Origin of the sequence: Bradyrhizobium cenepequi, assembly GCF_020329485.1 — a bacterium.
GTDB lineage: Bacteria > Pseudomonadota > Alphaproteobacteria > Rhizobiales > Xanthobacteraceae > Bradyrhizobium > Bradyrhizobium cenepequi.
This window is the reverse complement of the sequence record NZ_JAGKJI010000026.1, coordinates 1-20,599: the sequence shown is the minus strand read 5'-3', so window position 1 is coordinate 20,599 and position 20,599 is coordinate 1. Positions and strand designations below refer to the sequence as shown.

Here is a 20,599-nt window from a genome sequence, read left to right as displayed (position 1 = left end):
CCTTTCACCTCGCCCCGCTTGCGGGGAGAGGTCGGATCGCATCGCAGACGCGATCCGGGTGAGGGGCACTCTCCGCGAGTTCACCTCTCTCCGTATTCGTGGAGAAAGCCCCTCACCCCAACCCTCTCCCCGTAAGAACGGGGAGAGGGAGTTTAGGCCTGATTGCCCTATTTCTTCGCGCTCGCGTTCGCGTTTTGCTCGTTCGCCGTGCAGGAGATCAGAAGTGTAAAGCCGCGGGCGCTTTTTGCTATCTCGGCCGTCTCCTTCTTCATCTCGCGCCGCTCCGTCACCCGGTACATCACGACGCTGTTGTCGAGGAAATCCCGGAGCGCGCCGGTCTTGATCGCGAAGTTGATATTCTCGGGAATGTTGCCGGTCGCCCGCGCGACCTTGAGCGCGTTCAGCTTGGCGGCGACCACGCCGACCAGCGCGCCGGTGGAGTCGAGCAGCGGCCCGCCGCTATTGCCCGGCTGCACCGCCGCGCTGATCTGCAAATGACGGGTGTCGTTGAAAATGCCGCTCAGCGAACTGACGATGCCGGTCGTCACCGTGAAATCCGACGTTAGCAGTCCGTGAAAGGGAAAACCGATCGCAATCACGGCGTCCCCGGTTTGCACGGAATTCTCCCTGATGACCGCAGCCTCCTTGAACGGGGTCGGCGCCTGCAGCAGGGCGAGGTCGTTGGTCTCGTCGCTCGAGACCAGCCGCAGCTTGACGGGCGCCTCGCCAGTGAGATTGCCCGTGATCTCGCCGCAGCCATGGACGACATGGTGATTGGTGACCACGTGCCCGTTGCTGGAGATCACGATGCCGGTGCCGGTCTGGCCGACGGCCTTGCCCTGCCTCGGCGTAGCGGCACTTGGGGCGGCGCCACTCGGCGCGGCCGGCGCCGATGCGGTCGGCTTCGGCAGCGCGACCGCGAATTCGCCGGCATTGGCGAGTCCGTTCTTCTTGACGCTGGCGACGCAGTTGACCAGCGAGGGCAGTAGCTGCGCAGTCTGGTTCAGGTTGAACTGGAACAGCTGGCCCTGCGCAAACGCAGTCATCACCCGCGCTTTGCGAAACTGGTTGATCAGCGACGAATTGGGCGACATGTCGACGGCTACAAGCTGGGCCCCGATAGGCATGCCATAGACGTTGAACGGCTGCTGACCGTCGAAGGTGAGTGCCAACGGAAAGGCTTCGCCGGGCGTCAACCGCCAGCTCTGGTGGGAAAACCCCAGTCGCCAATTGCCGTTCGCGCCGACCAGGACCAGGAAATAGATGCCGCTCTGATAGGAGGCGCCCGCGGCGCAATGGGTGAATACGCCGCTATTGTCGTCGGTATAGGCGCCGCCCCGCCAGTTGCCAATCGAGATCGAGCCATACGGCCCGCGCGCATGCGAAAATGTCGCAGACAGCAGCACGCATGCGGCCGCGACAACCGCGCTGATTGCAAGTCTCATACTTAACTACCCCAGCCACGGCCCATCATAGGAGGCTTCGGAACTCGTCCGCAAGCCGCCCGCAAGCGCCGACTCTCGGCGTCGCAGCCAAGGCGGCTCGCCAATGTTCTTATTTTGTTCCCATCATGAAATCTCGTCAACTACAAAGTGAGTAACGCTAGCTCCGTAGCCCGGATGAAGCGCAGCGCAATCCGGGACAGACGATCCGCGGACACGATGCCCCCGGGTTGCGCTGCGCTCCACCGGGCCACGGCGGCAATGAGGTGATCCGCCTCACCCATTGCGGAACGTATACGCATAGCCGTTGATCGCCGGCGCGCCGCCGAGATGGGCGTAGAGCACCTTCGAGCCGGCCGGGAAGAAGCCTTTCCCCACGAGGTCGATCATGCCCTGCATGGATTTGCCCTCGTAGACGGGATCGGTGATCATCCCTTCCAGCCGAGCGCACAACCGGATCGCCTCTTTGGTCGCTTCCGACGGCACGCCGTAGGCAGGATAGGCGTAATCCTCGAGCAGCACGACATCGTCTTCGACAATCTTGCGGCCAAGCTCAACCAGATCGGCGGTGTTCTGTGCGATCGAGAGCACCTGCGCCTTGATCTGCGCCGGCGTGAAGGAGGCATCGATGCCGATCACGTTTCGCGCGCGGCCGTCCTTGGCAAAGCCGACCAGCATCCCGGCATGGGTCGATCCGGTCACGGTGCACACGACAATGTAGTCGAAGCTGAAGCCGAGCTCCTTCTCCTGCGCCCGCACCTCCTCGGCGAAGCCGACATAGCCGATCCCGCCATATTTGTGCACGGAGGCGCCGGCCGGAATCGCATAGGGCTTGCCGCCTCCGGCCTTCACCTCCTCGATCGCCTGCTCCCAGCTCTTGCGGATGCCGATGTCAAAGCCTTCGTCGACCAGCCGCACGTCCGCGCCCATCACGCGGCTGAGCAGGATGTTGCCGACGCGGTCATAGACCGCGTCCTCGTGCGGCACCCAGCTTTCCTGCACCAGGCGGCACTTCATGCCGACCTTGGCGGCGACGGCCGCGACCATGCGGGTGTGGTTCGACTGCACGCCGCCGATCGAGACCAGCGTGTCGGCGTTCGACGCGATCGCATCGGGAATGATGTATTCGAGCTTGCGCAGCTTGTTGCCGCCAAAGGCGAGCCCCGAATTGCAGTCCTCGCGCTTGGCAAAAATCTCGACCTTGCCACCGAGATGCTTCGAGAGCCGCTCCAGTTTCTCGATATGGGTCGGCCCAAAGGTGAGCGGATAGCGCGCGAATTTTTCCAGCATCGTCATTCCCGTTGATGGCATGGCCTCGATGCGAATATGTAGCACCGGCCGCGCGGAAGGTGCTCTCTATTTCGACTGACCGCTTTCTGCTCTATTGCGCGAGCCGCCATCCTATGCAGAGAAACGTCTCATAAATATCCGGCATGGTGAAAGAACCTTCCATGGCTATTAGCCTCGATCGCATCGACCTTAAGATCCTGCGATTGCTGCAGAAGAATGGCCGGCTCAGCAACGCCGAGCTGGCTGACAAGGCCGGCGTCAGCCCCGCCACCTGCCACCGCCGCACCCAGCGGCTGTTCGAGGAAGGTTTTGTCAAAGAGGTCCGCGCGATCGTCGCCCCGCGCAAGGTCGGCAAGGGCGCGCTCGTGATGGTCGGCGTCGTGCTCGACCGCTCCACGCCGGAAAGTTTTGCATCCTTCGAGCAGGCGATCACGAAACTCAAGTTCGTTCTCGACTGTCACCTCGTCGCCGGTGACTTCGACTACTTCCTCAAGATCCGCGTCGGCGACATGGAAGATTTCAATCGCATCCACGGCGAGCAATTGATTGCGCTGCCCGGGGTTCGGCAGACGCGCACCTTCTTCGTGATGAAGGAGGTCATCGACAATGCGGCGCTGGAGTTTTGAACCCGCCGGCAGACCCGAGGCACATCGCCAAATCATGGGCCGAAGCGGCCGCATCTCGTCTGAACGCGTGTCACGGCAACTTCACTTGCTTCGCGCCACCATGCACGCGACGCTTCGGCAATATCTCGCACTTCGCTTGGAATCTCCGTTCGACTTTCCCGCTCGCTTCGTCTCGGGCGTTCCCAAACAGGAGCTTTGCCGTGCGTCTTCCCATCCTCGATCCGACCAAGCTGACCGACGAACAGAAGCCGCTTTACGACGACATGCGAAAGGGCATCCAAGATCATTTCAAGGGCTTCGTGAACATGCGCGCTGATGGCGCGCTGCTCGGCCCCTGGAATCCCTGGCTCCGCGAGCCGAGGTTCGGCAAGCCCGTCTGGGACCTGGTGAAGGCCGTCGCCTCGAATCCACTGTTGCCGCCGGCGGTGCGCGAGGTCGCGATCCTCGTGACCGGATCGCATTTCCGCTCAGGCTATGAACTCTATGCGCACGTCCTGGTCGCCGAGGCGCGCGGCCTCTCCGACGAGAAGCTCGCCACCATCGTCGCCGGTCAGCGGCCGGTCGACCTCACGCGGCAGGAGGCGGTCGCCTTTGACATGGCCTCGGCCCTCGTGAACGGGGGCGTGCTGCCGGACTTAACCTATCGCGCGGCCGTGCAGGAATTCGGCGAGCACGGCGCAGCCGAGCTGTCCTATCTTGTCGGCGTCTACTGCATGGTCTCGGTCACGCTGAACACATTCGACGTGCCCGTGCCGGACTAGGGAGCGCCAGCGCGCGTGATCCAAATTGATGGTCGCGCTCCGGTGCGGAAGATTACTTTCACTCCCAATATCGTTCTATGACCTAGGCCCTCAGAATGGGACTTGGGCGAGAAGGTCGAGCCGATGCTGCGCGATGTCGCGGCGCGGTTGATGCCGATGAGCCGTAACGGTGTGCTCACCGAGATCATCGTATCAACCGCGCAGATCGCGCGCCGCCGGTAGGCAGCGGCTCGAACTGAATACCGCCACATTTGTTACTCCCACCGTTCGATTTCCGGTGCCAGGCTGTCTCATGACCAACGACGAGCCATGAGCGGCGAATGCCTCACGCCACGAGGCGCGGGAATTCGTCCAAACCAGGAGGTTGCAAGAGCCATGAATATGTCGGCAGAGAACGGACGGAAGGGCGGACAGCCCGCCATGCACACACCACCGGTCGTATCGCCGCAGGAGTGGGAAGCGGCCCGCCAGCAGTTGCTCGTGAAGGAGAAGGCGCAGACCCGCGCCCGTGACGCGCTCGCAGCCGAGCGGCGTCGTATGCCGCGGATGGCCGTGGAGAAGGCGTATGGGTTCGAGGGGCCTGCGGGCAAGGTCAGCCTGCTCGACCTGTTCGACGGCCGGCGCCAACTGATCGTCTATCGCGCCTTCTTCGAGCCGGGCGTGTTCGGCTGGCCGGACCACGCCTGCCGGGGCTGCTCCATGGTGGCCGACCAGGTCGCCCATCTCGCCCACCTGAACGCCCGTGACACCACGCTCGTGTTCGTCTCACGCGCGCCGCAGGCGGACATCGCGCGGTTGAAGGCGCGGATGGGCTGGACCATGCCATGGTTCACCATCACGGACAGTTTCGACGCCGACTTCGGTGTGGGCGAGTGGCACGGCACGAACGTGTTCTACCGCGACGGCGACCGCGTGTTCCGCACCTACTTCATCAACAACCGCGGCGACGAGCAGATGGGCGGCACCTGGAATTACCTCGACATCACACCGCTCGGCCGGCAGGAGGTCTGGGAGGACTCGCCCGAAGGCTACCCTCAGACCCCGACCTACAAGTGGTGGAATTGGCACGACAACTACGTCGCGGACGTAGCCCCCGACAAAAAGTGGGTCGAAGTGTCCGACGCCGGCGAGGCGGCATTCCGGAATAAGGACGCCGGCGCGAAGCCGTGAGCCAAGTTAGATCATGATCCGATTTGGACGGACTCGGATCATGATCTCATCTCTCTATTTGAGCATGATCGCCGCGCAAGCGCTTCGCGCTTATCGCGAGGAAAGATCGGTTTCCATTTTCCGGATTATGCTCTGATTCCGGTCACCGAGCCCTGCGCCGTGGTGCGGGCCCGGCGGCCGGCCTCAGCTCCAGGTTGGATACACCCGCGGTAACGTTCAGGCCCGTCTGCGCCTGCACGGATACTGGCTGCAAGGTTACGGTGCGGTCCGAGCCTCCGACCAGGAGATTGGCGCCGACCCCGGCGCCAACCGTGCCGCCGGCCGTCGCCCCCACATAGGTTCCTGCCAGCGCGCCCCGGCGCATTGTGGTCGGCGCAAAAACTGCCCAGGCAAGCTGGCCGCCAGAAGTGGCGCCGATGTCGAGCCCGAGCGTGCTGACGGTGCCGTCATAAGCCTCGCGCGCCCTGCCTCTTGCCGACGTGAGGACGCAGCTGAGCTGGCGCTGTCCCCCGATAACCATGCCGACCCCGGGTGATATGTTGCAGACCAGCGTGCCGACCCTCGCTCGGCCAGCCTCCTGAGCCGTGGCCGGAACGATGCCGAGCGCGAGCGCCACGGTGCAGGCGGTTGCTAAACGGTTCAGCGTTGTCCTATTCAGCGGTGCTTTATTCATGGGCGGCCCTCCGTTGACGTGTTCTGATGGCACGCCCTCAACGCGGACCAACATCGTATGTTCCCGTTCCTCGCACAATCGAGAGCAGTGCAAGCGCACTCGGGAATCGCTGCATGAGACATTGCGGCTTGAATTGACTTCCTTTGTTGCCGGTGCAGCAGGCTCACGATGAACGGATATTCATCAGCGTGACCAAATCGTCACGGAAGTCTCGTTGAATGGCCCTTCCAATTGCCTACGTTTTCCTGGAGCAGGAGGACTTTCCATGAAGCGATCTCAGCGTCTCCTAGATCATGCGGTGACCTGTTCAAAGCTTGCAAAGCGGACAACTGACAAGCAGACGAAAATCAGGCTCAAGCGCATGGAAGATGCTTGGAGGGCTCTCGCGCGAGAGCAAGACTGGCTCGATGGAGAAATCGCTCCAGTCGAAGTATCGCGGCTTGGCCGCCGGACCGGCGCCGGACAGTCGCCAGCATGACGCTCAACGGACTGGATTTACTTCTTCGTCGGTGAGACAGGCCCGGTCGATCCGATCGCGCTCGGTCTCGCTCGCGCGCACGCGAGACTACGGGCTGATATGTAGTTGACCGCAGGTCAAGGTCGCCATTGCGTCGGGACCGGTACCAGACCGCCTCTTGGCCCGTCGAGGCAGATTGATGCGAATGATCCGTAGCGGATAGGCTCCGCTCCTGGTCCCGTAGCCGACATTCAAATTGACGACGGAAATGGCTACTCGTCGTGCGCAATGCGCGGCTTGCGGGTCCGCAGAATCTCGCTATCTCGCCCGCAAGCATATTCCGCGCAGGCGCGCGATGCCGTAAGCTGGCTGAGCCAACCCTCGCCCGCGGAGTCCTGATCGCAAGTCTCAAAGCAAGCCGTTCCCACGCTCCGTGCGTCCGAGCCGTTGGCACAAGCCGACATAACCGGGAGAGAGCCATGACGATGAGACCGGACCCCACGTTCCATGCGTCGCCAAAGCTTGCCATGGAAGCGCCGCCGGAGAATTTTGCCTACACGCTGTTGCTTAGTCCTGATTTCTCGAAGCCCGACGCGCTCGCCGTGATCGACGTCAAGCCGGGCTCAAAGACCTACAGCCAGATCGTCCACACCGTGACAATGCCGAACAAGGGCGATGAATTCCATCATTTCGGCTGGAACGCCTGTTCCTCCGCGCTGTCGCCGCTGACGGGACACGCCTTCGTCGAACGCCGCTACCTCATCATCCCCGGGCTGCGGTCTTCCCGCATCTATATCGTCGACACGAAGCCCGATCCGACCAAGGCGAAGCTGCACAAGATCATCGAGCCGGAGGAAGTGTTCGAAAAGACCGGCTACTCGCGGCCGCACACGATCCATTGCGGGCCGGACGGAATCTACGTCTCGACGCTCGGCGGCGCCGGCAAGGACGGCACCAACGGCCCTCCCGGAGTCTTCATCATGGACTGTGAGACCTTCGACGTGCTCGGACGCTGGGAGATCGATCGCGGCCCGCAGACGCTGCATTATGACTTCTGGTGGAATCTGCCGCGCGACTACATGGTGAGCAGCGAGTGGGCGCTGCCGCCGCAATTCGAGAACGGCATCGTCCCGGAAGATCTGCTGTCGAACAAATACGGCCATAGGCTCCATTTCTGGGACCTTCGCGCCCGCCGCAACGTGCAGACCATCGATCTCGGCGCCAATCACCAGATGGCCCTCGAGGTGCGTCCTGCGCATGATCCGGTCAAGGAATATGGCTTTGTTGGCGTCGTCGTCGATACCACCAACCTCGAAGGCTCGATCTGGACCTGGTGGCGCGAGGGCAGCCAGTTCCACATCGAGAAGACGGCGACGATTCCCGCCGAGCCTGCGCCAAAGGAAAAGCTGCCGCCGCTGTTGCAGGGCTTCGGCGCGGTGCCGCCGCTGGTGACCGACATCGATCTGTCGATGAACGACCGCTTCCTCTACGTCTCCTGCTGGGGCACCGGCGAGATGCGCCAGTACGACGTCAGCGATCCCAGGAAGCCGAAGCTTGCGGGCTCCGTGCATATCGGCGGCATCGCGCGGCGTACGCCTCACCCCAAGGGAGAAGCGTTCGCCGGCGGTCCGCAGATGGTCGAGATCAGCCGCGACGGCAAGCGGGTGTACTGGACCAACTCGCTCTACTCGAGCTGGGACGACCAGTTCTATCCCGAGGGCATGCCAGGCGCCAAGGTGATGGCCAATGTCGGGCCTAACGGCGGACTGGAGCTCGCCCGCGACTACTTCGTGAGCTTCCCCGACGGCTACCGCGCGCATCAGATCCGTCTCGAAGGCGGCGACTGCTCGACGGACTCTTTCTGCTATCCGTCGGTCTGGAATTGAGCGAAGCAGGTTCGGCAGCGCTCTGGCTCTGGCTTGGCATCGTCGCGAGCGGCCTCTATCACGGGATCAATCCCGGCATGGGCTGGCCGCTTGCGGTCGCTGCGGGCTTGATGGAGAAGTCCCCGCGCGCACTCATCCGCGCGCTTGTGCCGTTGGCAGCCGGCCACCTGCTGGCGATGCTCGCGGTGCTGTTGCCGTTCGCGCTCCTGATCGCGCTGATCGAATGGCAGCGCCAGATCCAGGCTGGCGCCAGCCTGCTCGTCATCGCCTTCGGCCTCGCGCGACTGCTCAGGCCTCGCCATCCCCGCGCGCTGGCACGGATACCGCCGACGCAACTCGGCCTGTGGTCGTTCGCAGTCGCGATCGCCCATGGCGCCGGGCTGATGATCCTGCCGTTCTATCTCGGGCTTTGCCAGCCTTCCGGCCTCCATGGCGGCCATGAGGCGGCGGCAGGCGTCGTCAACCAGAATCTCGCGATGGCACTGTTGGTCGCCTTGGTCCACACCGCAGCCATGATCGCCGCCGGTGGATGCCTGGCATGGCTGGCGTATCGCTATCTCGGCGTCAGGTTCGTGGCGAGGAGCTGGTTCAATCTGGAGACGGTGTGGGCAGTGAGCCTGATCCTGGTGGGGGCTGTCGCGCTCGCGATCAATCTGGCGGACTGAAGCACAGCGATTACCGAATTTAGGTCAGTCAGATTGACCAATCCGTAAGGCTACTTGATGGCTACTTGATGGACTGAGTAGATCGGAGCACTGTTCCCGATATGCTGAAGGCCGCGCCATCAGGCGATTCGGCCAAACGGATGAAGATCATGAGCGCCACGTCGATAAGCCGAATGGTCGTGCCGATCCTGGCACTTGCCGTCGCCGCCGTCATCGCGCTCTTCTTCCTCATCCCTCCCGCGCAGCACACCCCGCCGGTCGAGACCAGGTCCGCCACGGCTACTGTGCCCGATTCGCCACCGGGCGAGCGAGGTCAGACACCATCGGCTCTTTCGACCCTGCAATCGGAGGCAGCGAACCTCGCAACCGCGCTCGCGGGACTGCCTCCGGGGCCGGCCAGCAGCGACGGCACGCCGGAGTTCGACGTCGTCCGCATCGAGCCAACAGGCGAAGCGGTCATCGCAGGTCGGGCGACGCCGGGTGCAATGGTGGAGCTGTTGCGCAACGGCGAACTTCACGATCGCATCGTCGCCGATCAATCGGGACAATTCGCCATGATCCCGCGTCCGCTGCCGCCGGGGAATTACGATCTGACCCTGCGCGTCAAGCAGCCCGACGGCAAGGACATCGCGTCCAAGCAGAGCGTTGCGGTGGCGCTCGAGCCCGCCGCAAAGGAGCAGCCGATCGTGGCGCTGATAGCGCCGGACAAACCTGTGAAGGTACTCTCACAGGATCTCGCCCCGGCTCCGGGCGCGGGGACGGAGCGCGTGATCGTGGTGGAAGCGGTCGAGACCGAGCCCGGCGGAAAGCTCCGCATCAGCGGCCGCGCGCGACCGGGCGCTGCGGTGAGGCTCTATCTCAACGACAGCTTTGTCGCCGCCGTGACGTCGGACGACAATGGACGTCTCTCCGTTGCGATCAATGCCGGCGTGGCAGCGGGCAACTACCGGATCAGGCTGGACGAGGTGGAGCCTGCTTCCGGCGCGGTCCGTGCGCGCGCCGAGGTGGCGTTCAACGTTCCGGGCACGCTGACCACCGCCTCGGTATCGGCGCAGGCCAGGCCCTCGGAAGCTGCCGACACCAAGCCGCAACCGGCCGCTGCCGAGACAACAGTTCCGTCCGACAAGGGCTCGCCGTCCGCCGTGGTGGTGCCGAAGATCACGACCGCCACCGTCTCCCGCGGTGACAGCCTCTGGCGCATCAGCCAGCGCGCGTTCGGCGCAGGCCAGCGCTACGCCGTCATCTACCGGGCGAACAAGGAGCAGATCCGCAATCCCAACCGGATCTATCCCGGCCAGGTCTTCGTCGTGCCGGCACAGTGAAGACGCGCCTGCGCGACAAGGCGCGGCTCATTGACTGGACTGTTTCAGGAAAGCAATGATCTTCGCCTTGTCCTCGACGGAGCGGACCCCGGTATAGGGCGTCATGCCATTGCCCGGCACCAGCGCGTCCGGATTTTCGATGAAGCGTCCGAGCTTGTCTTCGTCCCACACGAAATCAGCAGATTGCATCGCCTCGGAGTAGCGATAGTTCGGCAACGAGCCGGCCTTGCGGCCGATGATGTTGTGCAGATGGGGGCCGATGCGGTTGTCCCCCTCTTTGATGGTGTGGCACGTCCGGCAAGCATTGTTGAACAACTGCTGTCCCGACGTATCACCGCCTTGCGCCGCCAGTCGCCCGGAAGCGGACAGCGCGAGCAGGAATGTCAGCCCGCCAAGCGCAATGACAAGTTGCCGCTTCATTCGTGCGACCTCGCAGCAAACGATGGCGCCACCATTTGTCGGATGGCCTGCCATCAACGGCCGAGCGCGCCGATAGGTCCGCCGCTGCTGCCCTGCAGCATTGGAGGTCGCGCAGATGCCGCGTCAGCGCAGCGTGGAGACCGGCCGTTTCGCGGCGCAAGCGGCAGATGACGCTGGGCTCAGGCGCGAGCGAAGAGATGGCGCGCGATGACGATGCGAGGAAACGTCAGCGCGCTCTACGCCTTGATGTCGACGGCAACAGCGTCGCGCTCGACCTTGTTCTTGACCGCGAAGACGTCGAGCACGGCTTCATTGATGATACGAGGTGGGGCTCTTTCCATCTGATGGGCAAGCAGCTGAACCCTCGCCTTCGTCACCTCGACCGGTACGGGATAGATGAGCATCGCAGCACCTCCGGCGCGAAGGCTGCGCTTGGAGGTGTTTACGGATTGTAAATGGATGAGGTTAACGCGACGCGCGCCCGCCGATTCGTTCGCATTGTAATGACGCATTGAGGGGCGCGTTCACCAAACGTAGGATGACGGCGGCTCCCACCCAGGAAGGTGCACCTCATGAAAATCGTCGATCTCAGCCGCGAACTCTATCATCGCACGCCGAGCTATCCTGGCCATCCGCCGATCATACACGGCATGTGGAAGACACATGAAGAAGCCCTGTCGGAGTCCGGAAATGTGTACGGACTGTCGTCGATGTTCATCTCGATGGCCGATCATGGTGGAACCCATATCGACGCGCCCAGGCATTTCGGCCCGCGTGGCATATCGATCGACCGGTACCCGCTGGAAAAATGCATCGTGCCGGGCATCTGCCTCGATCTGCGGCACATCGCGCCGCGCGCCGAGATTTCGCCCGCCGATCTGGAGATGGCCGTGCGGCAGGCTGGCGTCGGCATACCGAAGGGCGGCACGGTGCTGCTATGCACGGGCCACCACGAACGCACCTTTCCGCGCAAGGCCTATTCGACCGACAATCCCGGCGTGAACGTCGCCGCCACGGAGTGGCTCGCGGGCCAAGGCATCGTGCATTTCGGCATCGATTCGATGCGGCCGGGACCGGACAGTGATATCAATCTGCTGGTGCACAAAGCATGCCTCGATCTGGACATCACCCACATCGAGAGCCTTTGCAATCTCGAAGCGCTGCTCGGCAAGGGACAATTCACCTTCATCGGCCTGCCGATGAAATGGCGCGAAGGCACAGCCTCGCCGATCCGCGCGGTCGCGGTATTCGACATGTAGAGCGTCAAGCATCCCGCTTTAGGGACAGAACAGGAAAAGAAAATGCAGGAGAGGAAATACCAACACCGGTCGCGCCGGGAGATCCTGCGCGCCGGTGGAACGTTCGTCGGCCTGGTAGCAGGCGCAAGCTTCAGGCCAGGACCGGCGAGCGCGGGGAGCTATCCCGATCGCCCGATCAAAATCATCGTGCCGTTCGCGCCGGGCGGACCGACCGATATCATCGCGCGCATCCTGGCGACCCATCTCGGCCAGGCGATCGGAGGCACGGCGGTGGTCGAGAACCGTCCCGGTGCCGGCGGCAATATCGGCATCGGGATTGCCGCCCATGCAGTGGCTGATGGCTATACGCTACTGGTCACCTCGAGCGCCTATGTCGTCAATCCCGGGCTTTACGCCAAGATCCCATATGATCCGTACAAGGATTTTGCGCCGATCGCCGAACTCGGCACCTCGCCGAACGTGATCCTGGTGGCCCCGGGTCTCGGCGTGAACTCGGTTGCCGATCTCGTCTCGCGCGCCAAGGCCAATCCGAACGAACTGAACTATGCGAGCCCCGGCATCGGAACGACACCGCATTTGTCAGGAGAAATCTTCAAGATCGTCGGCGAGGTCAATCTGACCCATGTGCCATTCTCGGGCGCGGGGCCCGCGATCCAGGCGATCCTTGCCGGAACCACGCAGGTCGCTTTTGCGGCGCTGCCGCCGGCGCATCCGCACATCAAGTCGGGGGCGCTCAAGGCGCTGGCCGTGACCGGCGCGCGTCGCTGGTTCGATCTGCCTGACGTTCCGACCATGGTCGAGCTTGGCTACAAGGACTTCATCTCCGACACGTTTCAAGGTTTTCTTGCGCCCGCGAAAACGCCAGCGGCCATCATCGAACTGCTATCGGCCAAGTCGATCGGAATCCTGAAGACGCCGGAGATCGCCGGGCGGTTGCGCAATGATGGCTTCGAGGTCATCGCCAACGGACCCGACGGCATGAGAAAGCGCATCGATGATGAAGTGCCGAAATAGCGTGACGTCATTGCAAAGGCCGGCATAAAGCCAGTGTGACCGCGCCTGACGTGAGGACCAGCATGAAGCAGCGCCAGAGCGTCATCCTCGATTGACACGATAATTTATCTGACTAAAGTCAGATATTATGACGCTCGACCCGATCGCTCGTGTCCGCCGCTTCAACCGTGCCGTCACCTCCGAGGTCGGCGCGCTCGACACCTCCTTTCTCGGACGCGGCCGCCCGCTCGGCAGCGCCCGCGTGCTCAACGCGATCGGGCATGGGCAGTCAGACGTTGCAGCGATCCGCGAATATCTCGGGCTCGACTCCGGCCTGATGAGCCGCCTGCTGCGCGGCCTGGAAGACGACGGCCTGATCGAGACCATACCGCATCCTGACGACGCACGCCGCCGCGTCGCCCGGCTGACCAAGGCAGGCCGTTCCGAATTCCGCGCCTATGAAGCGCTCTCCAATGCCCAGGCCAAGGACTTCCTGACCCGCCACGCCCGCCCGGAAGAACTTCTGCGCGCGATGGACCTTGTCGCTTCCGCGCTCGGGCGCGGCCGCATCGTGCTCGAGGAAGCGGACCCGAGACGCGATGACGCGAGGTATTGCCTCGGCGAATATTATGCCGAGCTCTCACGCCGCTTCGCGAACGGCTTCGACGTGTCGCTGTCCCGCGACCCGGAGGCTGTGGATATGATCCGCCCGCGGGGCGCATTCCTCGTCGCGATGTCGGACGGCCTGCCGATCGGCTGCGTCGGACTGAAGGGCGGTGGCGGCGAGATCGCGGAAATCAAGCGGCTGTGGGTCGCGCCGTCCGCGCGCGGGCTTGGACTCGCGCGACGTCTGATGAACGCCGCCGAGGACATCGCCCGCGAATTGTCCATCAAGGCCCTGCGTCTCGACACGAACAGCGCGCTGCCCGAGGCGCAGCAGCTTTATCGCAACAGCGGCTGGAACGAGATCGAGCGGTTCAACGACGATCCGTATCCGGACACGTTCTTCGAGAAGCAGCTCTGAAAATTTGCCGTATGCGGCGCGCACTGCCTGCCTTGCTGAGGTCGGCTGTTCTACCTTACCTTGCGCGCATAAAATAATAAAACTGGGAGGAACTTTCGTGACCACCCGTCGGAACTTCTTGAAGGGCGGCGCTGCCGCCAGCATCGTGTTCTGCAGTTGCGGTCTCTTGCGCAGTGCACACGCACAGCAGCCGGCGCGCCAGACGCTGCCGGTCAGTGTCAACGGCAAGCGTGTGAAGACCATCGATGTTCACGCGCATTGTCAGGTCCGGGAAGCCGGCGCACTCTTGGCCAATGATGCCAGCAAGGCCCAGGTCCCGCCGGTACGCGGCGCCGAGGAAGCTTTCATCAATGTGGATCAGCGGCTCGCGGCGATGGACGGGCAAGCGGTCGACATGGAAGTGCTGTCGATCAATCCGTTCTGGTACAACCGCGATCGCGAGCTCGCAGGCAAGATCGTGCAGGTCCAGAACGAAAAGCTGGCCGAGCTTTGTGCCTCCAAGCCGGACCGTTTTGCGGCATTCGCATCGCTGACGCTGCAGGCGCCCGATCTCGCCGTCAAGGAATTGGAGACGGCGGTCAAGAAGCAGGGCCTGAAAGGCGCTGCCATCGGCGGCATGATCAATGGCATGCCGTTTTCCGATTCCAGATTTCACCCGGTCTGGGCCAAGGCCGAAGAGCTTGGCGTGCCCCTGTTCATCCATCCGCAGGGGATCGCGGAATTGAACAAGCATCTTGCCGGCAACGGCTGGCTCTCCAACCTCGTTGCCTATCCGACCGAGACCAGCATTGCGCTGGCGCACCTGATCTTCGAAGGCACGTTTGACCGCTTCCCCGGCCTGAAGATCATCGCCGCCCATGGTGGCGGCTATCTGCCCTCCTACGCCGATCGTGCGGATCATGCCTGCCTGGTCAGCCCGGCCAATTGCAACTCCGACATCAAGCTGAAGAAGCGCCCGACCGAATATCTCAAGCAGATCTATTTCGATTCGCTGGTGTTCACGCCGGAGGCCATCAGGCATCTGGCCGCGCAGGTCGGCGCGTCCCAGCTCGTGCTGGGCAGCGACTATCCCTATCCGTGGCAGTTGCAGCCAGTCGATCACATCTTCGCATGCACGTCGCTGAGCGATGAGGAAAAGGCCGACATTCTGGGCCGTACCGCGGCGAAGCTGGTCAACGTCTAGGTGTGATCGTCAGCGGGCAGCGAAGCCGATCTTCGTGGCGAAGACCTTAGACTAGACGCCGCGAACGTGAGCGCCATTCCGACGGATGCGTTCTTCGGCCGGGCAATCCCGCCCGGCAAGTTTCCAGAGGCAGGAGAGGATCACCCTTGCCTCCGTTTCATCGAGCCGCGCCATGATCCGCTTCTGATGGTCGCGGGCGCGGCGTTGCAGCACCTTCACGAGCTGATGGCCGCTCTTGGTGAGATGGATCTGCCTGATGCGCGCATCTTCCGCGACCTGTGTCCGCTTGGCCAGCCCGCGCTTTTCCAGGCTGTTGAGGGTCGGAACGATCCTCGGTCGCTCCACTTCGAGGGTCTTGGCGAGATCGGCCTGGTTGATACCGGGGTTCTCCGCCACCACCACCAGCACCAGGAATTCGGCAGCCGTTACCTCGGACTCAGCGAAGCACCGAAGGATTCCCTCAAAAACCGCCAGTTGAGCCCGATGGAGCGCATAGCCAAGGGAACCGTCAAGGTAAGACATTTCTGCTGGTTCAATATGCTCGCGGGACAGAATGGGCGTGACCAACGGCGTTCCCGACTACCCCTTGTGGAAGCGGCCCGGAGCACCGACGGGGCGAACGATGCTGCATCGGCTGCTGCAGGAAACGCCAGAGCGAAAATCAAAATCGATCGGACGGCTCTGCACAAAATATGAGCAAATGCGGGATCGCGCGCAAGAACAATATGTCGCGCGGACACCATGTCACGTGAACAATATGTCATGTCAAATGGAAAGACCTCCGGCGGGGCATCGCCGGAGGTCCCTGGAGGTCAACACGAAGATCTGTTTGCGGCAGGTCTCTGTTGACGTTGGGAGAGCCGCAGACATGCCGCGGCTCCTTGTCCTCAGAAGTTACGCTGCGCGCGGAGCTGGAGCTGGAACGTGTCCTGATCCTTGAACTCGTAGCGGGCGGCCGGCTTGGGCGCCGACGGGCCCAGGATGGCGGTACCCTGGAAGCCCTGGTCGAGGTGGAACCACTGGAATTCGGCCGAGAAGGTCAGGTTCTTGACCGGGGTCCAGCGGGTCACGGCACCGAGCTGCGACACGTTGAAGTTGGGGTTGCAGACAAAGTCCGCGCTGACGGCCTTGCCGGGCGTCGTGTAGTTAGCGCACATGAACGCCTTTGCCGCACCGTCATACCGGACCGCCGAATAGCTCCCATAGAAGCTGGTCGACCAGTACGGATCCCAGTTGTGGTTGAAGGCGCCGCGGATGCCGAAGGCTTCCGTCAGATGCAGCGAGCCATCGCCGCCAGCCGCCACCGGCAGGTAGACAGCGTCGGTGGTCGCGCCAAAGCCGATGCTCTGATACGCGCCGAAGGCGCTGCTGCCGCCGAACATCGCAAAGCTCGGCGAGGACGAGGACGTCCCGATCACATATTTGGTCGCACCCTTGGCATAGCTCGCGTCGAACTTGATGTCGTCGCCAGCGCCGGTCGGAATGTTCTTGATATTCACACCGATCATCGCCGCACCACCCCACTTGCTGTCAGGGTGTCCGGAAAGCTCGGACGCCGCGGTCGGCGCCGCACCAGGCAGACCGACGCCGCCGGCAGGAGCGCCGAGTGCGTTGAGCGTGTTGTAGGAGCCGCTCACTTCATGCGCCGCGGCCGAAATCTGGAACAGACCCCAGGCCTGGTCGATGCGGATGTTGCCGACCACGTCAGGCGCGTGAACGCCCGCATAGGCGTTGCCGGAATTGAACGTCGTGTTCAGCGGCAGCGACAGGTTGTAGACCGCGGTGCGATCCCAGACGGTCGGATCGTCCAAGCCGATGCTGGCCGATATGCCGTTGCCGAACTGCGCGGTGTACTGGATGTTGTTCACGCCGGTGTCGGTGTTCTGGCCGCCCAGCAGGTTGGAGTTGATGTTGCCCGGGAAACCCTGCCACGGCGTTGCGTAGGCGGAGGCAGACTTACCAAACGTGAAACCGGCAAACTGAATGAAGACATACTCGACTGCGACATAGCCGCCGCCGGGAGTGTCAAGCAGGTTCGAGCCGGCAACCGGCAGCGAGCTGTTGATCGAGTTCGGGCTGTAGGTGCTGTTGCCGAGCGTCGAAAACTGGAAGTCGGCCTGGCCGAAGGTGCGGACCACGCCATATTCGGTGGCGGTGCGGGTATCGACCGTCAGCGCCATACGGGAGCGGGCGGCGAAGTAGTTGCGATACCGATTGTCCTGACCGGTGTCGCCGTTCCAGGCCGGCGTGCCATGGACGCCGCCGTTGAAGGTCGCATCCACGCGCAGATAGCCACCGATCTTCATGCAGGTGTCGGTGCCCGGGATGTACCAGAAGCCGGCGCCGTACAGCGAGCAGACCTTCACGTATTCGACGGCTTTCGCCTTCACCGGAAGGTCGGCCGCTTGCGCGCCCGCCAGAGTGATGAGGCTCGCCGCCCCACCAAGTACGAATGTCCTAACGACAGTCATTTTATTGCAACCTCCTGATCTGACGGGCTGGTGTCAGTCGATGCGGAACGAGCGGCCTGAGACCCATCGCTCTCGCGGAATGCCCAATTACAAGTGTCTCAAGCTGACGGAAAATTTATCGCGCCGAGCCGACCAGCCCCTTGCCCGAGCATCCGTAACGAACTTATGTGACGTGATCTAGATAACACCCTTATCCAATGCCAACTAAATCGATCTTGTTGCAGCCAAGATACACTCGGTGACATGGCACCAATGAGCGGAGCGAATGTATTCGCAATGAGGAAGCGAGACTCTATTCGACTGTTGGGTAGGGAAATAGCATCGCTCCATGCATCTCTCGATGAACTCTATCATTCCTGGGCGAAAACGCTCGGAATCACCGGACCGCAATGGAAGATCATGCTGGTGCTGGCCGATGCCGGCGAGGACAATGAGTTGTCGGTCGGCAACGTCTCGAAAATTTTGAACGTCGAAGCGTCATTTGTCACAACACAGTCAAAAATCCTTGAAAAGCAGGGTCTGATACAGAGACGGACGTCGCGACGAGACGGACGAATCGTCAACATGTCCCTGACGCATCGGGCGCTGGCGCATCTGGAAGGATTGGCGCCGCGACGGGATTCGTTGAACGAATTTATCTTCGCGGAGTTCGCGCCCGGCGAGCTCGATGAGCTCAGCGGAAAACTATTCTCTCTCAAGGAAAGGCTGAAGAAAGCACGCCTGAAGGTCGCGGGGCCTTAGAGCATGATCCGGAAAAGTGGAAACCGGTTTTCCTCGCGACAAACGCGAAGCGTTTGCGCAGGAAGGTCATGCTCAAACAGAGAGATGAGATCATGATCCGATTCCGTCCGATCGGATCATGATCCAGCACAGCGGCCATGGACCTTCTCGGCAGCCTTGGCATTCTCGTACGCGTAGCGGAAGTCCGGTCGTTTTCTGCTGTCGCGCGCGAGCGTGATGTGAGCCAGGCTGCGGTCGCCCGCCAGATTTCGCAGCTCGAAGAGCACTTCGGCGTTCGCTTGTTTCATCGCACGACGCGAAAGATCAGCCTCACCGATGACGGGCAGATGCTTGTCCTCCTGGCACGACCGATACTGGACGGCGTCGAGGACATGCTGACGGCTGTGGGACGACAGAGCGCCTCGCCGATCGGGCTGGTCCGGGTCGGCGTGACCGGTACCGCAGGTCGCTTCCTTGCCCGACGTCTGCCCGAGCTGCTCGCGGGTCACCCGGAGCTGAAGGTCGAGCTGGTGGTGAGCGACCGGATCGGTGACATGATCGAAGATCGTCTCGATCTTGCGATGCGCGCCGGCGAGATATCAGACGCATCGCTGATCGTTCGTCATGCCGGCACGATCTCGCGCGTCGCCGTCGCGGCGCCGAGCTATATCGAAAAGCATGGCGAACCTTCTCTGCCCGCCGAGCTTGCGCAGCACACCTGCATCGTGCACGCCACCAGCCAAAACTCGGACATGTGGACGTTCGTGACCAATGAAGGGCCCCGGCAATTCCGCGTGTCGGGAGGATTTCTCGCCAACGACGCCAGCGCCGTGCATCTGGCGGCGAGAAGCGGATACGGGATTGCCTATCTCTCGCTGGTCGACGTGTTCGATGATCTGCGCAGCGGCCAGCTCGTCCGTGTCTTGCGCAACTTCCCGTCGCCGAACATTCCGCTCAGTCTGGTCTACTCCTCACGCCGTCATCTTGCACCGCGCACGCGCGTGGTCCTGAATTTCCTTCTGGAGGGGCTGCGAGAAATTCGAGCCATGCTTTCTGCGGACCCAGGCGAGGTCCGGGTCCAGGCAAGCGATCGAAGCGCTCCAGTTCTCACCACGTAGAGCGCGGGCCGCCGAAGCAGGCCCGCACTGTCGTTCGATGTTCAGCGATGCGTCATTGGCAGCGAAGCTGCCGATTGTCCGCTGCAGCAACGGCGCGCGATCCGGAATTGTGCGACCTGACCCGCTGTGCGCAGGAGGAAGCACGATCGCCCTCCATTGCCGCATAGGCGCTGGCATCATTCACAAGCCTGTTTGCCACCGCACCCGAGTTCAGCACGTCCGAGTTGGGGTGATAGAATGCCTGCAGGCCGGGCTCCTGAATCGCGGCCTGCGCGAACACCGGCGGCGCCGCCAGAGCCGAAAGCAGCATGGCCGAGGCGACGAATGTCTTGAGGCTGGTCATCTTGTTTCTCCGTAAATGCCTTGAATGAGGATCACGGCAGCAATCATCGCCCACGCAACAGCGTGGTTCTTTCAATCGTGTGGGAGACATGCCCGCTCAACTCGCAATGGCTGCAACTGATCTGACAGCAGAGCTGTCGCGGAAGACCGATTCGGAAAAAGCGCACAGCGCTTGAAAGACTTGTGCGCAAATCGCAGAAATCGGACCGCATTGCAGTTATGCACCCGGCGCAGCGACTATTGATCGCGTCCAAACGAGTCGGGAAAGAAGAACATCCTGACCAGTAGGTAGAACATCCGTATCCCTCCGGCGGGGGCCGCCTTGCGTGATGTGAGGAGGCGGTGAAGACATAGGCGTATGACTAACCATACGCCTATTTCGAAGGTTTCCAGGCTCGACGTGATTTCGACGGGTGCGCGCCGCCGTTGGACATTGGCAGAGAAGCAACGGATCGTAGCGGAGAGCTATAGCGGGCAGCGGCTTGTGTCGGTGACGGCGCGGCGGCACGGGCTGTCTGCGAGCCAATTGTTCACGTGGCGCCGACTGGCCCGAGCGGGCCGACTCGTCGAGGCCGATGAGGCGACCGTTTTTGCACCGGCGATCATCGGCGGCGAATCTTCGGCGAGCGATGCGCCACCATTGCCGGCGCAGGTTATTCCTGCGCCATGCCCGGCTGCGGTGCCGGGGCGGATCGAAATCGTGCTGATGTGCGGGTCTCGCGTGATCGTCGACGACGGTGTCGATGCGACGGCACTGCGCCGGGTTCTGGACGTGCT

Annotated in this window: 21 protein-coding genes; 13 read left to right on the top strand and 8 right to left on the bottom strand. The window is 62.5% G+C overall.

Annotated features, from left to right (window positions below; translation table 11 throughout):
* Positions 1-167 precede the first annotated feature (167 nt).
* Together J6497_RS24800 and J6497_RS24795 are read right to left on the bottom strand one after the other, a co-directional pair.
* Positions 168-1,445 (bottom strand): S1C family serine protease, encoded by a 1,278-nt coding sequence (locus tag J6497_RS24800; RefSeq protein WP_225706904.1) that lies wholly within the window; start codon positions 1,443-1,445, stop codon positions 168-170.
* Between the two features lie 273 nt (positions 1,446-1,718).
* On the bottom strand, positions 1,719-2,732 hold the full coding sequence (locus J6497_RS24795; protein WP_225706903.1) for a 1-aminocyclopropane-1-carboxylate deaminase: 1,014 nt from the start codon (positions 2,730-2,732) through the stop codon (positions 1,719-1,721).
* A 161-nt stretch (positions 2,733-2,893) separates the two neighbouring features.
* Here J6497_RS24795 and J6497_RS24790 point away from each other — a divergent pair, with 161 nt between their 5' ends.
* From J6497_RS24790 to J6497_RS24780, 3 genes are all read left to right on the top strand, one after another.
* Complete coding sequence (locus tag J6497_RS24790; RefSeq protein WP_225706902.1) at positions 2,894-3,358, top strand: Lrp/AsnC family transcriptional regulator; 465 nt, start codon at positions 2,894-2,896, stop codon at positions 3,356-3,358.
* A gap of 200 nt (positions 3,359-3,558) precedes the next feature.
* The gene (locus J6497_RS24785; protein ID WP_225706901.1) at positions 3,559-4,119 is read left to right on the top strand and encodes a carboxymuconolactone decarboxylase family protein; all 561 of its coding nucleotides are present in this window, start codon (positions 3,559-3,561) and stop codon (positions 4,117-4,119) included.
* Between the two features lie 375 nt (positions 4,120-4,494).
* Positions 4,495-5,289 (top strand): DUF899 domain-containing protein, encoded by a 795-nt coding sequence (locus tag J6497_RS24780; RefSeq protein ID WP_225706900.1) that lies wholly within the window; start codon positions 4,495-4,497, stop codon positions 5,287-5,289.
* Positions 5,290-5,431: 142 nt separating this feature from the next.
* Here the strand turns inward: J6497_RS24780 and J6497_RS24775 are convergent, their stop codons facing one another.
* The gene (locus J6497_RS24775) at positions 5,432-5,962 is read right to left on the bottom strand and encodes a DUF992 domain-containing protein (protein WP_225706899.1); all 531 of its coding nucleotides are present in this window, start codon (positions 5,960-5,962) and stop codon (positions 5,432-5,434) included.
* Positions 5,963-6,898: 936 nt separating this feature from the next.
* On the opposite strand from J6497_RS24775, the gene J6497_RS24770 reads away from it, so the two are divergent.
* The 3 genes from J6497_RS24770 (at position 6,899) to J6497_RS24760 (ending at position 10,292) form a co-directional block, all read left to right on the top strand.
* Positions 6,899-8,305: a selenium-binding protein SBP56-related protein gene (locus J6497_RS24770; protein ID WP_225706898.1), complete on the top strand. Its 1,407-nt coding sequence runs from the start codon at positions 6,899-6,901 to the stop codon at positions 8,303-8,305.
* Complete coding sequence (locus J6497_RS24765; protein WP_376708268.1) at positions 8,302-8,970, top strand: hypothetical protein; 669 nt, start codon at positions 8,302-8,304, stop codon at positions 8,968-8,970. The genes J6497_RS24770 and J6497_RS24765 overlap by 4 nt, the downstream gene beginning before the upstream one ends.
* Positions 8,971-9,119: 149 nt before the next feature.
* A complete protein-coding gene (locus tag J6497_RS24760; RefSeq protein ID WP_225706897.1) occupies positions 9,120-10,292 on the top strand; it encodes a LysM peptidoglycan-binding domain-containing protein in 1,173 nt (390 codons plus the stop codon).
* A gap of 27 nt (positions 10,293-10,319) precedes the next feature.
* Here the strand turns inward: J6497_RS24760 and J6497_RS24755 are convergent, their stop codons facing one another.
* Positions 10,320-10,712, bottom strand: coding sequence for a c-type cytochrome (locus tag J6497_RS24755; protein ID WP_225706896.1), 393 nt, complete (start codon positions 10,710-10,712; stop codon positions 10,320-10,322).
* A 236-nt stretch (positions 10,713-10,948) separates the two neighbouring features.
* A complete protein-coding gene (locus tag J6497_RS24750) occupies positions 10,949-11,116 on the bottom strand; it encodes a hypothetical protein (RefSeq protein ID WP_225706895.1) in 168 nt (55 codons plus the stop codon).
* A gap of 168 nt (positions 11,117-11,284) precedes the next feature.
* Between J6497_RS24750 and J6497_RS24745 the strand changes: the two genes are divergently transcribed.
* From J6497_RS24745 to J6497_RS24730, 4 genes are all read left to right on the top strand, one after another.
* Positions 11,285-11,971 carry a cyclase family protein gene (locus J6497_RS24745; protein WP_225706894.1) on the top strand — a complete coding sequence of 229 codons (687 nt, stop codon included), beginning with the start codon at positions 11,285-11,287 and terminating at the stop codon, positions 11,969-11,971.
* 42 nt (positions 11,972-12,013) lie between these two features.
* Positions 12,014-12,985, top strand: a complete 972-nt coding sequence (locus tag J6497_RS24740) for a Bug family tripartite tricarboxylate transporter substrate binding protein (protein WP_225706893.1) — start codon at positions 12,014-12,016, stop codon at positions 12,983-12,985.
* Between the two features lie 127 nt (positions 12,986-13,112).
* On the top strand, positions 13,113-13,988 hold the full coding sequence (locus tag J6497_RS24735) for a helix-turn-helix domain-containing GNAT family N-acetyltransferase (protein ID WP_225706892.1): 876 nt from the start codon (positions 13,113-13,115) through the stop codon (positions 13,986-13,988).
* 97 nt (positions 13,989-14,085) lie between these two features.
* Complete coding sequence (locus tag J6497_RS24730; RefSeq protein ID WP_225706891.1) at positions 14,086-15,171, top strand: amidohydrolase family protein; 1,086 nt, start codon at positions 14,086-14,088, stop codon at positions 15,169-15,171.
* A gap of 51 nt (positions 15,172-15,222) precedes the next feature.
* On the opposite strand, the gene J6497_RS24725 is transcribed toward J6497_RS24730, so the two are convergent.
* A complete protein-coding gene (locus tag J6497_RS24725; RefSeq protein ID WP_225706890.1) occupies positions 15,223-15,693 on the bottom strand; it encodes a MarR family winged helix-turn-helix transcriptional regulator in 471 nt (156 codons plus the stop codon).
* A gap of 365 nt (positions 15,694-16,058) precedes the next feature.
* On the bottom strand, positions 16,059-17,642 hold the full coding sequence (locus J6497_RS24720; RefSeq protein ID WP_225706889.1) for a porin: 1,584 nt from the start codon (positions 17,640-17,642) through the stop codon (positions 16,059-16,061).
* A gap of 243 nt (positions 17,643-17,885) precedes the next feature.
* On the opposite strand from J6497_RS24720, the gene J6497_RS24715 reads away from it, so the two are divergent.
* Both J6497_RS24715 and J6497_RS24710 read left to right on the top strand, forming a co-directional pair.
* Positions 17,886-18,383 carry a MarR family winged helix-turn-helix transcriptional regulator gene (locus J6497_RS24715; RefSeq protein ID WP_312010356.1) on the top strand — a complete coding sequence of 166 codons (498 nt, stop codon included), beginning with the start codon at positions 17,886-17,888 and terminating at the stop codon, positions 18,381-18,383.
* Between the two features lie 137 nt (positions 18,384-18,520).
* On the top strand, positions 18,521-19,480 hold the full coding sequence (locus tag J6497_RS24710) for a LysR family transcriptional regulator (RefSeq protein WP_225706888.1): 960 nt from the start codon (positions 18,521-18,523) through the stop codon (positions 19,478-19,480).
* 52 nt (positions 19,481-19,532) lie between these two features.
* On the opposite strand, the gene J6497_RS24705 is transcribed toward J6497_RS24710, so the two are convergent.
* Positions 19,533-19,823 (bottom strand): hypothetical protein, encoded by a 291-nt coding sequence (locus tag J6497_RS24705; RefSeq protein WP_225706887.1) that lies wholly within the window; start codon positions 19,821-19,823, stop codon positions 19,533-19,535.
* Between the two features lie 357 nt (positions 19,824-20,180).
* On the opposite strand from J6497_RS24705, the gene tnpA reads away from it, so the two are divergent.
* The coding region (gene tnpA, locus J6497_RS24700) for an IS66-like element accessory protein TnpA (RefSeq protein WP_225706886.1) at positions 20,181-20,599 on the top strand (419 nt) is incomplete at its 3' end.

Coding starts and splice junctions, on each gene's coding strand:
- J6497_RS24800 (WP_225706904.1), bottom strand. CDS start 1,445: ATGAGACTTGCAATCAGCGCGGTTGTCGCGGCCGCATGCGTGCTGCTG.
- J6497_RS24795 (WP_225706903.1), bottom strand. CDS start 2,732: ATGCTGGAAAAATTCGCGCGCTATCCGCTCACCTTTGGGCCGACCCAT.
- J6497_RS24790 (WP_225706902.1), top strand. CDS start 2,894: ATGGCTATTAGCCTCGATCGCATCGACCTTAAGATCCTGCGATTGCTG.
- J6497_RS24780 (WP_225706900.1), top strand. CDS start 4,495: ATGAATATGTCGGCAGAGAACGGACGGAAGGGCGGACAGCCCGCCATG.
- J6497_RS24775 (WP_225706899.1), bottom strand. CDS start 5,962: ATGAATAAAGCACCGCTGAATAGGACAACGCTGAACCGTTTAGCAACC.
- J6497_RS24770 (WP_225706898.1), top strand. CDS start 6,899: ATGACGATGAGACCGGACCCCACGTTCCATGCGTCGCCAAAGCTTGCC.
- J6497_RS24760 (WP_225706897.1), top strand. CDS start 9,120: ATGAGCGCCACGTCGATAAGCCGAATGGTCGTGCCGATCCTGGCACTT.
- J6497_RS24755 (WP_225706896.1), bottom strand. CDS start 10,712: ATGAAGCGGCAACTTGTCATTGCGCTTGGCGGGCTGACATTCCTGCTC.
- J6497_RS24750 (WP_225706895.1), bottom strand. CDS start 11,116: ATGCTCATCTATCCCGTACCGGTCGAGGTGACGAAGGCGAGGGTTCAG.
- J6497_RS24745 (WP_225706894.1), top strand. CDS start 11,285: ATGAAAATCGTCGATCTCAGCCGCGAACTCTATCATCGCACGCCGAGC.
- J6497_RS24740 (WP_225706893.1), top strand. CDS start 12,014: ATGCAGGAGAGGAAATACCAACACCGGTCGCGCCGGGAGATCCTGCGC.
- J6497_RS24735 (WP_225706892.1), top strand. CDS start 13,113: ATGACGCTCGACCCGATCGCTCGTGTCCGCCGCTTCAACCGTGCCGTC.
- J6497_RS24725 (WP_225706890.1), bottom strand. CDS start 15,693: ATGTCTTACCTTGACGGTTCCCTTGGCTATGCGCTCCATCGGGCTCAA.
- J6497_RS24720 (WP_225706889.1), bottom strand. CDS start 17,642: ATGACTGTCGTTAGGACATTCGTACTTGGTGGGGCGGCGAGCCTCATC.
- J6497_RS24715 (WP_312010356.1), top strand. CDS start 17,886: ATGGCACCAATGAGCGGAGCGAATGTATTCGCAATGAGGAAGCGAGAC.
- J6497_RS24710 (WP_225706888.1), top strand. CDS start 18,521: ATGGACCTTCTCGGCAGCCTTGGCATTCTCGTACGCGTAGCGGAAGTC.
- J6497_RS24705 (WP_225706887.1), bottom strand. CDS start 19,823: ATGACCAGCCTCAAGACATTCGTCGCCTCGGCCATGCTGCTTTCGGCT.